This window comes from Nocardia sp. NPDC055002 (genome assembly GCF_053608825.1).
The window spans coordinates 78,393-92,426 of record NZ_JBSGWE010000008.1; the positions used below are offsets into that span (position 1 = coordinate 78,393).

At 68.4% G+C, this 14,034-nt stretch carries 15 protein-coding genes; 3 read left to right on the forward strand and 12 right to left on the reverse strand.

The window, feature by feature from the left end:
- Positions 1-39: 39 nt before the first annotated feature.
- From ACWF99_RS27950 to ACWF99_RS27975, 6 genes are all read right to left on the reverse strand, one after another.
- The gene (locus ACWF99_RS27950; RefSeq protein WP_378637031.1) at positions 40-540 is read right to left on the reverse strand and encodes a PspA/IM30 family protein; all 501 of its coding nucleotides are present in this window, start codon (positions 538-540) and stop codon (positions 40-42) included.
- Between the two features lie 52 nt (positions 541-592).
- Positions 593-1,351: an alpha/beta hydrolase gene (locus ACWF99_RS27955; protein WP_452537808.1), complete on the reverse strand. Its 759-nt coding sequence runs from the start codon at positions 1,349-1,351 to the stop codon at positions 593-595.
- On the reverse strand, positions 1,348-2,751 hold the full coding sequence (locus ACWF99_RS27960) for a TerD family protein (RefSeq protein ID WP_452537912.1): 1,404 nt from the start codon (positions 2,749-2,751) through the stop codon (positions 1,348-1,350). The genes ACWF99_RS27955 and ACWF99_RS27960 overlap by 4 nt, the downstream gene beginning before the upstream one ends.
- A gap of 143 nt (positions 2,752-2,894) precedes the next feature.
- Positions 2,895-5,396, reverse strand: coding sequence for a phenylalanine--tRNA ligase subunit beta (pheT, locus tag ACWF99_RS27965; RefSeq protein WP_378637036.1), 2,502 nt, complete (start codon positions 5,394-5,396; stop codon positions 2,895-2,897).
- Between the two features lie 19 nt (positions 5,397-5,415).
- Positions 5,416-6,477: a phenylalanine--tRNA ligase subunit alpha gene (gene pheS / locus ACWF99_RS27970; RefSeq protein ID WP_378637343.1), complete on the reverse strand. Its 1,062-nt coding sequence runs from the start codon at positions 6,475-6,477 to the stop codon at positions 5,416-5,418.
- Positions 6,478-6,784: 307 nt separating this feature from the next.
- Positions 6,785-7,102, reverse strand: a complete 318-nt coding sequence (locus ACWF99_RS27975; protein WP_378637038.1) for a Uma2 family endonuclease — start codon at positions 7,100-7,102, stop codon at positions 6,785-6,787.
- 348 nt (positions 7,103-7,450) lie between these two features.
- On the opposite strand from ACWF99_RS27975, the gene ACWF99_RS27980 reads away from it, so the two are divergent.
- Positions 7,451-7,915: a hypothetical protein gene (locus ACWF99_RS27980; protein WP_452537809.1), complete on the forward strand. Its 465-nt coding sequence runs from the start codon at positions 7,451-7,453 to the stop codon at positions 7,913-7,915.
- Here the strand turns inward: ACWF99_RS27980 and ACWF99_RS27985 are convergent.
- Positions 7,900-9,333 (reverse strand): DHA2 family efflux MFS transporter permease subunit, encoded by a 1,434-nt coding sequence (locus tag ACWF99_RS27985; RefSeq protein ID WP_452537810.1) that lies wholly within the window; start codon positions 9,331-9,333, stop codon positions 7,900-7,902. The genes ACWF99_RS27980 and ACWF99_RS27985 overlap by 16 nt on opposite strands.
- Positions 9,334-9,435: 102 nt before the next feature.
- Here ACWF99_RS27985 and ACWF99_RS27990 point away from each other — a divergent pair, with 102 nt between their 5' ends.
- The gene (locus ACWF99_RS27990) at positions 9,436-10,008 is read left to right on the forward strand and encodes a TetR/AcrR family transcriptional regulator (protein WP_452537812.1); all 573 of its coding nucleotides are present in this window, start codon (positions 9,436-9,438) and stop codon (positions 10,006-10,008) included.
- 6 nt (positions 10,009-10,014) lie between these two features.
- On the opposite strand, the gene ACWF99_RS27995 is transcribed toward ACWF99_RS27990, so the two are convergent.
- Positions 10,015-10,881, reverse strand: coding sequence for an NmrA/HSCARG family protein (locus ACWF99_RS27995; RefSeq protein ID WP_452537813.1), 867 nt, complete (start codon positions 10,879-10,881; stop codon positions 10,015-10,017).
- Positions 10,882-10,975: 94 nt separating this feature from the next.
- Between ACWF99_RS27995 and ACWF99_RS28000 the strand changes: the two genes are divergently transcribed.
- Positions 10,976-11,464, forward strand: coding sequence for a MarR family winged helix-turn-helix transcriptional regulator (locus ACWF99_RS28000; RefSeq protein WP_452537815.1), 489 nt, complete (start codon positions 10,976-10,978; stop codon positions 11,462-11,464).
- A gap of 3 nt (positions 11,465-11,467) precedes the next feature.
- Here ACWF99_RS28000 and ACWF99_RS28005 read toward each other — a convergent pair whose 3' ends face one another.
- From ACWF99_RS28005 to infC, 4 genes are all read right to left on the reverse strand, one after another.
- Complete coding sequence (locus ACWF99_RS28005) at positions 11,468-12,265, reverse strand: TrmH family RNA methyltransferase (protein ID WP_378637054.1); 798 nt, start codon at positions 12,263-12,265, stop codon at positions 11,468-11,470.
- A gap of 35 nt (positions 12,266-12,300) precedes the next feature.
- Positions 12,301-12,687, reverse strand: a complete 387-nt coding sequence (gene rplT, locus ACWF99_RS28010) for a 50S ribosomal protein L20 (protein WP_019046423.1) — start codon at positions 12,685-12,687, stop codon at positions 12,301-12,303.
- Between the two features lie 115 nt (positions 12,688-12,802).
- A complete protein-coding gene (rpmI, locus tag ACWF99_RS28015) occupies positions 12,803-13,000 on the reverse strand; it encodes a 50S ribosomal protein L35 (protein WP_056824456.1) in 198 nt (65 codons plus the stop codon).
- A gap of 29 nt (positions 13,001-13,029) precedes the next feature.
- Positions 13,030-13,761 (reverse strand): translation initiation factor IF-3, encoded by a 732-nt coding sequence (gene infC, locus ACWF99_RS28020; RefSeq protein WP_378661560.1) that lies wholly within the window; start codon positions 13,759-13,761, stop codon positions 13,030-13,032.
- Positions 13,762-14,034 lie beyond the last annotated feature (273 nt).

A 14,034-nucleotide genomic window follows, 5' to 3' on the forward strand; every position in this document is an offset into this window, starting at 1 on the left:
CCACCCATCACGGTCGTTGCTGGAGGGGAGGACGCGTGGCTACTTCTCGCCGGAATCGTTGCCCTGCACCGATTTCCGGATCTGATCCAGCCGCTCACGCGCGGCTTTCTCCCGCGCCTCCCATTGCTCGTCGACGCTGCGACCCGCGGGAGTCTGCCGGTCGAGCTCGTCCATTCCCTGCGCGGTGCCGAAACGCTGCTCGACCTTATCCCGAACCGAGTCGAATGTCGGCACTCCGGAAGTGGAATATCCGCCGGTGGCGGTGGGTGCGCCGGTCACCGGTAGCCCGGACGGTACCGGCGGTACCGGCATCGCGCCTCCGACCTGCCCGGATGCGACGGGCACCACATCCGCGTCGATGACGTTCGTGTCCAGAGTCACAGGTGATCCGGTTTCGGCATGACCGATCTCAGCCTGGGCCAGTGCGGCGGCGACCGCGCCGAGCCCGGGGCGTCCGGCGACCGCGGCGCGCAGCACCGACACCAGCTCGCCGTCGGGCAGCGCAGCCAGGCGGCCGAGGAGTTCGCTCGTTTCGCTCATACCGCCAGGCTACGCAGAATCAGCGACCCCCGGCGACGACCGGGCTGCGGCGTTATCGAGCCGCCCAGTCGGCGATGATCTTCGGCCACTGGGCGCCGAGCGTGTCGATCACATCGTTGTGACCCGCGCCGGGGACCACGATCAGCTGTTTCGGTTCCCGCGCCGCCGCGTACAGGCGTTCGGCGTGGCGCAGCGGGAGGAGTTCGTCGCGGTCGCCGTGCATCATCAGGACCGGGACACGCAGGTTCGCGATGTGCCGCAGGCTCGGATAGGCGTTCGGGATCAGCGGCGCGGGCAGGAACGGGTAGACCGAGCGGGCGGCGGCGCGCATGCCGCTGAACGTCGACATGAGGATCATGCCGGCGGGCGGATACTCGCCCGCCAATTCGAGCAATACCCCGCCGCCGAGGGATTTGCCCAGGTAGTAGACCCGCTCGGGATCGACTTCGGGTTGCTCGAGCAGGGCCTGGCGGGCGGCTCTGGCGTCGAGGTAGGTGCCCTGTTCGCTCGGCGTGCCCGTGCTGTGGCCGAAGCCGCGGTAGTCGAAGGCGAGCACGTCGAAGCCGGCGCCGACCAGCAGCGCGATGATCGAGACGCGGTCGCCGATGGTGCCCGCGTTGCCGTGCGCGTAGAGGATGTGACCGCGGGGGCGCTCGGCCCGCACGAACCAGCCGTGCACATCGACACCATCGGCGGTGCGCATGGTCAGATCGCGATAGTCCAGGCCGAGCGCCGCCGGGGTCTGGGCGAGGTGCTTGTCGGGGTGGTAGACCAGCGCGTTGAGCACGCGCGTCGCGGGATGCCGGATCACTTGCCGCGGCCCGCCTGGAAGCCGAAGTCCCAGTTGTACAGGCGGGCGATCTCCACGACACCGCCGCCCGGTTGACCGGCGGGCGGGCGGACGAAGCTGCCCTCGCGGCGCACCACGAACTCGCCGTCGACATTCTCCAGCGCGAACAGCACCGCGTCGCGGGAGTTGTCGGTGCAGCCGTCGAGCGTCATCTCGATGGGCGCGGAATTCACCGTGTTCAGGGTGACGGTGGCGTGCACATTACGGAAATCGCTGGCGCCGTCGTAGATCGAGGCGAACACGAGGATGCGGCGGATGAACTGGGTGCAGTCGAGATTGACCGACAGGTTCTCGCCGGTGATGCTGGCGCCGGTGCGGTCGTCCTGATCGAGGTGGATGAACGGCGGTTCGTAGAGGGCACCGAAGCGGCGGTCGAGGGCGCGCACGGAACCGATCGCGCCGTTGACCAATTCGAAGAAGCAGCACAGGTCGAGGTCGATGTTCTTGCCGCGGAGTTTCCCGAAGAGGCGGCCGGTGGCGGCCATCGAGGTCCAATTGAGGTTCACGCGCATGACGCCGCCGGTGGCGCCGTGTTTCTTCAGGGAGACCGACGGGGCCTCCTTGGTGAGCGACACCTTGGCGAGGTCGACCGGTGGTGGTGGCGGGGCGAACTGGGTGTTCTGCTGGGGTGGGATGCCTGGCTGGTTCGGCGGCGGCGCGTACTGCGGCTGCTGCTGATTCGGCGGGAACGCGGGGGTCGGCGGGCTGGGCGGCGGGGTGTGGGGCCGGTTCGGCTGCGGCGCGGGGATGAAGGGCTGTGTCGGCGGGGCGTACGACCGTTGCGGAGCCGGCTGGCCCGAAGCGAACGGCTGCGGGGGTGCGGGCGGTGCGACGGGAGGCGCGGGGGCGTCGTCGACGGAGATGCCGAAATCGGTAGCGAGCCCGGCCAATCCGCTGTCATACCCCTGGCCGACCGCACGGAACTTCCACGCACCCTGGCGGCGGTACAGCTCGCCGAGCACGAACGCGGTTTCCGTGGTCGCCCCGCTGCTGTCGAACCGCGCGACCTCGGCGCCGTTCGCGGTGTCGATCACCCGGATGTAGAGCCCGTGGAACTGGCCGAAGGTCCCCCCGTCGGCGGACGCGGCGAGCACGATCGTCTCGATCTGCGGCTCGACCTGCCCGAGATTCACCGAGAGCGCGTCGACCACGGTGTGCCCCTGCTGTTTTCCTTCGTGCCGCACCGCCCCCGAGGGGTGCACGGCCTGGTTGTAGAACACGAAGTCGTCATCGGAGCGCACTTTCGCCCCGGCGAGCAACAGCGCGGACGCGTCGGCATCGGGCACACCCTGCCCCGACTGCCAACCCAATTCGACCCGGACCGCGGAGGCAGGCACCGCGACATTGGCACCTTTCATCATCGACACCCGTCCAACCTATCCCGCCCTGACTCCGCCCCCAACCGGTCGCCCCTGCTCCCCGCCCGCCGGACAGGTGGAATCACCGCGGCGACACGACGAAGGCCGCCCGGCACAACCGGGCGGCCTTCGGGTATCGGTGCGGATCAGCCGCGCAGTTCTGCGCCGACCGCGGTGGTGGCCGAGGCGACGGCGGCGTCGCGGGCGGCGCTGGCCTCGTCTTCGGTGAGGGTGCGGTCGGGCGCGCGGAAGCGCAGGGCGTAGGTGAGGGATTTGCGGCCCTCGCCGGCTTGGGCGCCTTCGTAGACGTCGAACAGGGCGATGCTCTCGAGCAGGTCGCCGCCGCCGGTGCGAAGCGCGGTTTCCACCTGCGCGGCCGGGACGGTCTTCTCGACGCTGATCGATACGTCCTGCAGGACCGCCGGGAACGCCGAGATCGTCGGCGCGGGCAGGGATTCGCTCAGCGGCAGGGCGTCGAGGTCCACTTCCAGCGCGCAGGTGCGCGGCGGCAGACCGGCGCGCTCCAGGACGGCGGGGTGGAGTTCGCCCGCGTGGCCGACGACCACACCGTCGACGAGCAGTTCCGCGCAGCGACCGGGGTGCCACGGGAGGTAGGCCGCGGCCCGGCGTTCGATGACGACACCCGCCGCGTCGGCGATGTCGTCGACCAGCGCGAACGCGTCGGCCGCCTCGGCCGGACGGCCCGGTCCCCACGGCCCGCGCGGGTCGTGCTTACCGCTGAGCACCGCGGCGATGTGCACCGGCTGGGCGGGCAGCGACGCTTTGAGCTCGGCGATCTGTTCGTCGGTGGGACGACGGTCCACCGGCAGCGCCTCGACCGAGTGGGTCTGCGCGCCGGGCTGCACCACCTGGGCGATGCCGTAGATGGTCAGGTCGCGCGCACCGCGAGAGATGTTGCGGGCGGCCACTTCCAGCAGACCCGGCAGCAACGTGGTCGCCAGTTCGGGGCGGTCGCTGTCCAGGGGATTGAGGACGCGGGTGGTATTGCGGCGCGGGTCGTCGGCGTCGAGCCCCCACACCTCGAACACGCCACCGGGCAGGAAGGCGGGCGGCGGCACCTCGACGGCACCGGCGAAGGCCAGCGCCCGGCTCACCGCACGACGACGCCGCTGTTGCGCGGTCAGACCGCGACCGCCGGGCGCGGTCGGCAGCACGGACGGGATCTGCTCGAGGCCCTCCAGCCGCAGGACCTCTTCGACCAGGTCAGCGGGCTGCGAGAGATCGGGGCGCCAGCTCGGCGGGGTCACCAGCAGCTGGGTCTTGCCCGCGTCGTTGACCTCGATCTCGACGCCCGCGCCGATCTGGGCCAGCCTGCGCACGGAGGTGCCCGCCGGGTAGGTGACGCCGGCGACGCGGTCGGGCAGGTCGATGTCCATCGCGATCGGCGCGACCGGCTCCAGGGGCACCCGGATGTCGGTGAGCGCGGATTCGATGGTGCCGCCGGTGATGTCGGCGAGCAGGGTCGCGGCGCGGTCGAGCGCGGCGATGTTGATCTCGGGATCGACGACCCGTTCGTAGCGCTTGCCCGCCTCCGAGGAGAGCTTGTGACGGCGCGAGGTCCGGTACACCCGCAGCGGATTCCAGACGGCGGCTTCCAGGACCACATCGGTGGTCTCGGCGCCGACCTCGGTGCTCGCACCGCCCATGACACCGGCGAGGGAGATGACGCCGGAATCATCGGCGATCACCACGTCCTCGGCGTCGAGGGTGCGCTCGGTGTCGTCGAGGGTGCGCAGGGTCTCGCCCTTGTGCGCCGAGCGAACCACCAGGCCGCCGTGCAGCTTCGCGGCGTCGAAGGCGTGCAGCGGCTGACCGAGTTCGAGCATCACGTAGTTGGTGACGTCGACAGCCGGGGAGATCGGCCGCATACCCGACAGCATCAGCCTGCGCTGCAACCACAGCGGGCTCACCGCGTTCGGGTTCATCCCGGTGACGCGGCGCACGCCGAAGCGGGTGCAATCCGCATCGTCTTCCAGGCGAACGGGCCAGGCCTGGTCGTCGGCCTCCGGCAGCGTGCGCACGGCGGGATCGGCGTATTCGAGGTCGAACCCGCAGGCCAGCTCGCGGGCCAGGCCGCGCACCGAGAAGCAGTAGCCACGATCGGGGGTGATGTTGAGTTCGATAATCGTGTCATCGGTGCCGAGCAGCACGTTCGCGTCGTCGCCGGGCTGCGCGGAACCGGGCTCGAGCACCAGGATGCCGTCGTGATCCTTGCCGATGCCGAGTTCGGCGACCGAGCAGATCATGCCGTTGGAGGTGTGACCGTAGGTCTTGCGCGAGGAGATCTTGAACCCGCCGGGCAGCTCGCCACCGGGCAGCACGACGACAACGAGGTCGCCGACCGCGAAATTGCGCGCGCCACAGACGATTTCCTGCAACTCGGGGTTGCCGACGTCGACCTTGCAGAAGCGGATCGGCTTCTTGAACTCGGTCAGTTCGGTGATCTCGGCGACGCGGCCGACGACCAGCGGCTTGTCGATGTCACCGCCGATGGGCTCGAGCTTGTCGACCTCTTCGACTTCCAGACCCACCCGGACGAAGCCCGCGTCGAGCTCTTCCGCCGACACCGACCACTCGGGGGTGGTGCGCTGCAGGATCTCGGTCAGCCAGGACTGTGCTACTCGCACTTGACGTTTCGCTCTCTCTCTAAGACCGGATACCGAAGGGCAGGGTGAACCGCACGTCACCCTCGACGATGTCGCGCATGTCGGCGATGGTGGTCTGGAACTGCAGGGTGCGCTCCATGCCCATGCCGAACGCGAACCCGGAATACACCTCGGGATCGATGCCGCTGGCGATCAGGACCTTCGGGTTGACCATGCCGCAGCCGCCCCACTCGATCCAGCCCGCGCCGCCCTTCTTGTTCGGGAACCACACGTCGACCTCGGCCGACGGCTCGGTGAAGGGGAAGTAGTTGGGGCGCATGCGAGTACGGGTCTCGGGGCCGAACATGGCCTGGGCGAACGCGTCGAGGACACCGCGCAGGTGCGCCATGGTCAGGCCCTTGTCGATCGCCAAACCCTCCACCTGCGAGAACACCGGGGTGTGGGTGGCGTCGAGCTCGTCGGTGCGGAAGGTGCGACCGGGGCACGCGACATAGATCGGCACCTCGCGCTCGAGCATGGACCGCACCTGCACCGGGGAGGTGTGCGTGCGCAGCACCTGGCGCGAACCCTCCGGGGCGATGTGGAAGGTGTCCTGCATGGTGCGCGCCGGGTGGTCGGGCAGGAAGTTCAGCGCGTCGAAGTTGAAGTGCTCGGTCTCCACCTCGGGACCCTCGGCGACCTCCCAGCCCATGCCGACGAAGAAGTCGGCGATCTGCTCGGAGATGACGGTGATCGGGTGCCGGGCGCCCACGGGCTGACGACGGGCGGGCAGCGTGACGTCGATCTTCTCGGAGATGAGCACCGCCTGATCGCGCTCCGCCAAGAGCGCGGCACGGCGCGCCTCGAACGCGTCCGACACCCGCTTACGCGCGACGTTGACCCGCTTACCGGCCTCGGCCTTCTCCTCCTTGGGCACACTGCCCAGCCCACGTTGCGCGAGCGCGATCGGCGACTTACCGCCGATGAAGTCGGTCTTGGCGACCGCCAGCGCATCCAGGTCAGCCGCCGCGGCAAACGCCTTCTCGGCCTCCGCCGCCGCTGCCGCGAGTGCCTCCTCGGTCAAAGAGGCGTTTTGCTCGACTCCACTGTTGTCGTCGGCCACGATCTTCTCGACTCTCCCCTGGGGATCGGTTCGCGGGCGCGTCATTGCCATCCCGCATCGGTGCTGCGTAAATCCTATGGGATGGGGTTGACGCGATTCATCCGGATTACTCGCGACGCGATCAGCGCAGGTCGGCGGGGTCTCGAGGTGGACCGATCAGTGCACTCGAGGGCGCGGATCCACAGCGCAGGTCGCGCGAATTCTTCTAGCCGGTTCCGGCGCGCCGGTCACGACCGTCACCCACACAGCCCTCGAATGGGATCCCGCAATCGCGGGCTGACCGATCTGGTCGGGGGTCGTGGCGCGGCTACTCGTCGTATCGGGGCAGGCAGGCAGTGTCGAGGGACAACCCCAGGGGATCGAGGAGGCTGATCGGGTCGCCGTATATGCCTTCGATCAGTTCGGCGTAGCCGCCTGCGGCGGGACCGGCGAACAATGCCCAGCGGCCGACGCGAGGGTCGATGACGAGTAGGGCGCGCACGCCCGCCGCGGCGTACCAGCCGTTCTTGCCGTTGATCTGCGCCGCCCGCTCCGACTTCGCGATCACCTCGACGGCGAGTTCGACATCGAGGGGGTCGGCAAGCCAGTCATCGTCGGTGTCCCAGGTGTCAGGGAGGACGACCAAGTCGGGCGGCGTCGGGTGTTGTGCGCGAAATCGGCTGTTTCTCAGGGCAATCGGAAAGCAGTCCGAATTCGAGGGAACCGAATGGGATCGGGGCGCGTCCAAATGAGCAAACACACCAGCGTGTTCGACTCGAGAACAGGACGACTCGATGGCTGAACAGACCGGCGATCCGACGTCTCCGCGGGGGCGGCGTGCTCGACTCACCGCTCCGGGGAGCGGGCTTGCGTTGTGTGGCTTCGGGATTCGGCCCGTGGGGCGGCGTCCGTTCCCGCGTGTGGCGGGGTTGTGCGCGCACCGGCCAGAACAGCAGGCGGCGCCCGAGCAGGGCCAGCACCCGGACAGTGTCGGATGACGGGGCCGAACGGCCGTCGGGTCACGTCGGCCGGCGCACTGCCCTACGTTCGATTCCAGGCTGCGCAGCCCAATCGACACGGTCGACATCCGGGCGTGTTCGGCCTGGTGAACGGGCTGTGGGCCGCAGGGCACCTGAGTGCCCGGGAGGTGCGGTTTCGCCGTGAAGGCAACGACTGGTTCAGCGAGAATCTGACGAATCCGAGTGATGTCGACCCGGGGGTGTACGACCGCGCACGGCATCCGGGTGCCGCCTCGTGGTTCAAGGCGAGCGCGGTGTCGATGATCGAGCGGGTCGAGGGATACCTCGCGATCCTCGACGCGCACGGCGTCGGGTGGGAGCGGCTGGACTCCGCCGCACCGGGCACCATCATCTATGCCGATGCCGAGCAGGTGGTTGTCGTGCCGTTCGGCGACAACCACCTGCTCAGGGAACCGATCAGCGGCTATTCCGCGGGCTGAGTGTGCCGGGGCAGGAACGCTGCCACCACCGCCGCGCAGGCGACCAGGGCGGCGCCGACCCACACCGCGGGGACCAGGCCGTCCACGTAGGCCTGGGGGTCGGTGTAGGAGCCGTGAGAGGCGAAGACCGAGGCCAGGACGGCGATGCCCATGGCGACGCCTACTTCGCGAACGGTGCTGCTGATGCCCGACGCCATGCCCTGGTCGGCGGGGGAAGCGCTGGCCATGACGATGGTGGACGAGGGCGCGAAGGTGAGGCCCATGCCGATACCGCCGAGGACGAACGGGGCGACGAAGGCGAGATAGGGGACGTCGGCGGTGGTGATCATCGCCATCCAGCCGAGCGAGACAGCCAGGCAGAGCTGGCCGATCGCGATGAGGGTGCGGGCGCCGACGCGGTCGACGATCAGGCCGGCCAGCGGTGCGACGACCATCGGGACCATCGTCCACGGCATCGTGCGGATGCCCGACTCCAGCGGTGAGTAGCCCTGGACCACCTGGAAGAACTGGGCGAGCAGGAAGATCGAGCCGAAGACGCCGGACGAGAACCCGAAGGACACGATGAAACTCAGGCTCAGGCCGCGGGATTTGAACATGCGCAGCGGGAGCATCGGATCGGTGGCGTAGGTTTCCCAGACGACGAACGCGACGAGCAGCGCGGCGCCGCCGATCAGCGCGGTGAGGACCTGCGGTGCGGTCCAGCCGTCATCGGCGCCGTGGATGACACCCCAGACCAGTGCCAGCACGCCGCCGGCCGAGAGCAGCACGCCCAAGTAGTCGAGTTTCCGTGCGGCGCCCCGTGATTCGGACAGCATGCGGGCAGCGAAGGGCAGCGCCAGCAGCCCGATCGGGACGTTGAGCCAGAAGATCCACTGCCAGTTCAGGCCGTCGACCACCGCACCGCCGACGACCGGCCCGACCGCGACGCCCAGGCCGGCGATGCCGCCCCAGATGCCGATCGCGGCGCTGCGCATCTTCGCGGGTACCGCGGTGGCCAGCAAGGTGAGCGACAGCGGCATGACGGCCGCACCACCGACGCCCTGCACCGCACGGGCGGCGATGAGCATCCATGGCTCGGTGGCCAGCGCGCACGCCGCGGAAGCGACGACGAAGATGCCGATTCCGGCCAGGAAGACCCGGCGCCGGCCGATCCGGTCGCCCAGGGCCGACGCCGACAGCAGCAGCGCGGCGAAGGACAGCGTGTAGGCGTTGATGAACCATTGCAGGTCCGACAGCGACGCTCCCAGTTCGGTTTTGATCACCGGGAGGGCGTTCGTCACGACGAGGTTGTCCAGCGTGACCATGAACATCGGAATGCCGACGGCGGCGATCACCGCGCCGAGCGGCTTGTTCTTCGCCCCGGAGTTCGGTGGCGTCACGGCGGCTCGCGCGTCGCCGGATTCGAGTGTCTGCGTCATGCCAAACCCTTGGTTGTTATTGACTGATAACTTCTCCGCTTATCGTTATGCATCGACTGATAACATGTCAAGAGGCATTCGAACGAGGAGGCAGTGACGCCCATGACGAGAACCCGGATGACCGCGTCCGAGCGCAGCGCCCAGGTGCTCGAAGCCGCGATCCATGCCTTTGCCGAAACTGGCTATGCCGCAACGAAAACCGACGAGATCGCCAGACTGGCGGGAGTGTCGCAGCCCTATGTGATCCGCCTGTTCGGAACCAAGCAGCAGTTGTTCATCGCCTGCCTGCTGGAGGTGTGCACGCGCATCGAGCAGGTGTTCCGTGACGCCGAGATCGCCCCCGACGCCGACACCCCGGAGGCATTGCGCGCCCTCGGACACGCATTCGATGTCTTCCTGGCCGAACGCGAACTCCCCCTCGTGCTGCTGCACGGCGCCGCCGCCAGCGCGGATCCGGCGATCGGCGACCACATGCGAGAGCGATTCGGGCGCATCTATCGCCTGATCGGCGAACTCACCGGCGCCGACACACTGGAATCGCGCCGCTTCGTCGCCACCGGCATGCTGCTCACCATCATGACCGCGATGCAGGTCGCGGGCAGCGACGCGATCACACTCCCCTGGGCCACCGAAATCCTCACCGACCTGCGCAGTGCCACCACCCCTTCGTGCTGAGACCGGTCAGCCCGCGAGCAGCACGGACCAGTTCTGCGCCTCGGCCCAGTCCCTGAACGAATGCCAGGCGATGTCGGGGTACGCACGACGCAGACCGTCGACATCGACGTCGAGGCCGACGGTGGCGAAGTAGTCGAACATGGCGGCCAGATCCTCGGAGTGGCCGCGAACGTAGTCGAGCGGGACTTCGCGGTGCGCGATCGGACGGTCGAGGGCTACAGCCAGGGCGGCGGCGAGCCGATCCGGGGTGAGCTCGTCGGCGGCGATGTCGATGCGGCGACCCGCGAACTCGGCGCGGCGATCGAGGACGAGCGCGGCGAAGGCGCCGATGTCCTCGGCACAGATCAGCGTGAGCGGCCGATCGGCGGGCATCGGCCAGGCGAAGGTGCCGTCACGGAGGCCGTCGAGGGTCCAGCCGGTGGCGTAGTTGTCCATGAAGGCGGCGGGCGCGATGACGGTCCACGGGACGCCGCTCGCCCGCAGATGCTCCTCGATCGCGAATTTGCTGTCGTAGTGCGGGATTCCAGTGGCGCGGTCGGCATGCGCGGCGGAGGTGAAGACGATGTGGCCGACATGTGCGGCACCGGCGGCATCGACGAGGGTGACGCCGTGGCGGGTTTCGGCGGTGGTGTCGGTGCCGAACGGCGTGGTCACGGCGAAGAGGGAGTCGACACCGGCCAGGGCGACACCGAGGGAGCCACGGTCGTCGAAGTCGGCGTAGTGGATCTCGGCGCCGAGATCGCGCAACGCCACCGCGGCGGGGCTGTCGGGAAATCGGGTGAGCGCGCGGACGCGGTGACCCATGGTGAGCAGGGCGCGAGCGGTGGCGCCGCCCTGCGCGCCGGTGGCACCGGCCACGGCGATGGTGAGCATGATGTTTCCTCCGGTATGATTTGCTGTGTGGCACATTAACTGTGTCATGCAGCAATCTATCCGTTTTAACTGCGTCGCGCAGCTGATAAGGAGTGTGATCCGGATTACAGAGCAGAGTCGACATGCCCGCTACGCGGAGTTGTCGCGCGTCTCACGGCAGTACATGGCCTCGTATGTCCTGTTCAATCAGGCTGTCGCCGACCATCTGGGCCTGCACCCCACCGATCTGCAATGTCTGAGCCTGCTCACCGCGGAGCCGCAGCCACTCACCGTCAAACAGATCGCCGACATGACCGGACTCACCACCGGCTCCGCCACCCGATTGGTCGACCGGCTCGAACGCGACGGCTATGTGGTGCGCGAACCCGACGCCGAGGACCGCCGTCGAGTGCTGGTCTCCCCCGTGCCCGATCGCGTCGCCCGCGTCACCGCCGTATGGGACGACCTCGGTGAGGGCTGGGAAGCGTTACTCGACACCCATACCGAGGACGAGCTCGCGGTGATCACCGAACACATGCGCAAGGCCGAGCAGCTCAGCCACACCCAGATCGACTATCTCCGGGGCCGGGCCGCACCGGCGTGAGAACTACGTCGCGTGCTGGACGCGGGCGCTCGCGTAGAGGCAGATAGCCGCTGCCGCAGCCAGATTCAGGCTTTCGGCGCGGCCGTGGATGGGGATGCGGATGCGGTGATCGGCGCGGGCGGCGACGGCGGGGTCGAGTCCGTGGGCCTCGTTGCCGAAGAGCCAGGCGACCGGTCCGCGCAGGATGTCGTCGGCGGCGTCGAGGTCGACTTCGCCGTTGGCGGCGGTCGCGAGGATCGTCACGCCCGCGGCGGAGATCGCATCGAGGGTCGCGGTGATGTCGCGGCTGCGGGCCACGGGGACGTGGAAGAGGCTGCCCGCGCTGGCGCGCACGCATTTGCCGTTGTGCGGGTCGACGGTCTCGCCCGCCAGCACCACCCCGTCGGCGCCGACCGCATCGGCGACCCGGATCAGGGTGCCCGCGTTGCCGGGTTCGGCGATCTCCACGGGGACGGCGAGCATCCGTGGGCCACCATCGAGAATCTCACCGAGCGGCACGTCGACGAGTTCGCACACCGCGACCAGGCCGGGCGCGGTGACGGTTTCACCGAGATGTTCGGCGGCGCGATCGCTGACCAAGGTGGTGCGGACGCCGTCGGCGGTGGCACCGGCGATCAGCGCGTTCTCACGACCGGCGGCCGCGAGCGAATAGAAGATCTCCCGGACGCGGCCGGTCTCCAGAGCGGCGGACACCGCGTTGGCCCCCTCGGCGAGGAAAAGGCCGGATTTGCGGCGCTGGGCCGCACGCTGGAGCTTGACAGCGGAAACGACCCGCGGATTGCGCTCGGAGAGCGCGTCCACGGGCCGTTCCGACAGATCGCTGTGTGTTGTCAAGCTCAGGCAGCGGTGGCCGGGGCGTTGACGTCGGCCGGCAGCGCGGCCTTGGCGACAGCCACCAGGCCGGCGAAGGCCTCGGCGTCCGAGACCGCGAGCTCGGCGAGGATCTTGCGGTCCACCTCGACACCAGCGGCCTTGAGGCCCTGGATGAAGCGGTTGTAGGTGATGTCGTTCAGACGCGCGGCGGCGTTGATACGAGCAATCCACAGCTTGCGGAAGTCACCCTTGCGCGCCTTGCGGTCACGGTAGGCGTAGGTCAGCGAGTGGAGCTGCTGTTCCTTGGCCTTGCGGTACAGGCGCGAACGCTGGCCCCGGTAGCCCTTGGAGGCCTCGAGGATGGAACGGCGCTTCTTCTGAGCGTTGACGGCCCTTTTGACGCGTGCCACTTTGGTAGTCCTTGATCATCTGGGGGCGCGGCGGCGCCCGAATTCGGTAGTTGTCGGCGTCCGGTTATCCCGGCCGCGGAATCGTCGGGTTGCGACGGTCCGGCTGACCCGAAGGTCAGGCGAGACCGAGCAGCCGCTTCACGCGGGGGACGTCGACGGAAGCGACGGACTCCGTGCCTTCCAGACGACGAGTCCGGCGAGAGGACTTGTGCTCCAGGAGGTGGCGACGGTTCGCCTGCTCGCGAAGCAGCTTGCCCCGGCCGGTCACCTTGAATCGCTTCTTGGCGCCGCTGTGGGTCTTGTTCTTCGGCATGGATTCCTCTATCTAGTCGTTGAAATCGTTTACTGCGGGTCGGCCGGCGCAGCCTGCTCGGCAGGCGCGGCCTGCTCGACCGGTGCAGCCGGTTCGACCAGCGCGGCCGGGTCTGCACTCGCGGGACCGGTCGGCAGCGGCTGACGTGTCGCCGCCGGCGCCGAAGAGTCCTGCTGGGCCTTCACCCGCGTCTTCGCGCCCTTGTGGGGAGCGAGGACCATGGTCATGTTGCGGCCGTCCTGCTTGGCCGAGGTCTCGACGAACCCGAGATCGGCCACATCGGAGCCCAGACGCTGGAGCAACCGGAAGCCGAGTTCGGGACGCGACTGCTCACGACCGCGGAACATGATCGTGACCTTGACCTTGGACCCGGCTTCGAGGAAGCGAACCACGTTGCGCTTCTTGGTCTCGTAGTCGTGGTCGTCGATCTTCGGACGGAGCTTCTGCTCCTTGATCACGGTCTGGACCTGGTTCTTACGGGACTCGCGCGCCTTCTGCGCGGTCTCGTACTTGAACTTGCCGTAGTCCATGATCTTGCAGACCGGCGGACGGGCATCGGGTGCTACCTCGACGAGGTCGAGGTCGGCTTCGAGCGCGACGCGTAGTGCATCTTCAACACGCACGATCCCAACCTGTTCGCCGCCGGGTCCGATGAGACGAACCTCGGGAACACGGATGCGATCGTTGATGCGGGTCTCAGTGCTGATGGGGCCTCCTAGGTCAAGCGGTGTCGTCTTAACGACCGCACGCAATAACTGCAACCCCTGTTTCAACACGAAAGCCCCGCTGCGGTATTTCTCCGCCACGGGGCCCGATGTCGACCGATCGCCCACAGCCGACGCCCTCACAGGCTCGGTTGTCGACCCCCGCGTGCCAGGCACACGGGAAACCCACCACAATGAGCGGGTGACCGGGACCGCTTATCCGAACGATTGCTCGCCGGTAACGGTGGGAGTCGGGCTCCACTTATCTGCCCCACGGATGCATGACACATCCAGGGGCGGTCGTCAGCGAAGAGCTTAGCATGGCGTTGG

Coding starts and splice junctions, on each gene's coding strand:
- ACWF99_RS27950 (WP_378637031.1), bottom strand. CDS start 540: ATGAGCGAAACGAGCGAACTCCTCGGCCGCCTGGCTGCGCTGCCCGAC.
- ACWF99_RS27960 (WP_452537912.1), bottom strand. CDS start 2,751: ATGATGAAAGGTGCCAATGTCGCGGTGCCTGCCTCCGCGGTCCGGGTC.
- ACWF99_RS27980 (WP_452537809.1), top strand. CDS start 7,451: ATGACGGGGCCGAACGGCCGTCGGGTCACGTCGGCCGGCGCACTGCCC.
- ACWF99_RS27985 (WP_452537810.1), bottom strand. CDS start 9,333: ATGACGCAGACACTCGAATCCGGCGACGCGCGAGCCGCCGTGACGCCA.
- ACWF99_RS27990 (WP_452537812.1), top strand. CDS start 9,436: ATGACGAGAACCCGGATGACCGCGTCCGAGCGCAGCGCCCAGGTGCTC.
- ACWF99_RS27995 (WP_452537813.1), bottom strand. CDS start 10,881: ATGCTCACCATCGCCGTGGCCGGTGCCACCGGCGCGCAGGGCGGCGCC.
- rpmI (WP_056824456.1), bottom strand. CDS start 13,000: ATGCCGAAGAACAAGACCCACAGCGGCGCCAAGAAGCGATTCAAGGTG.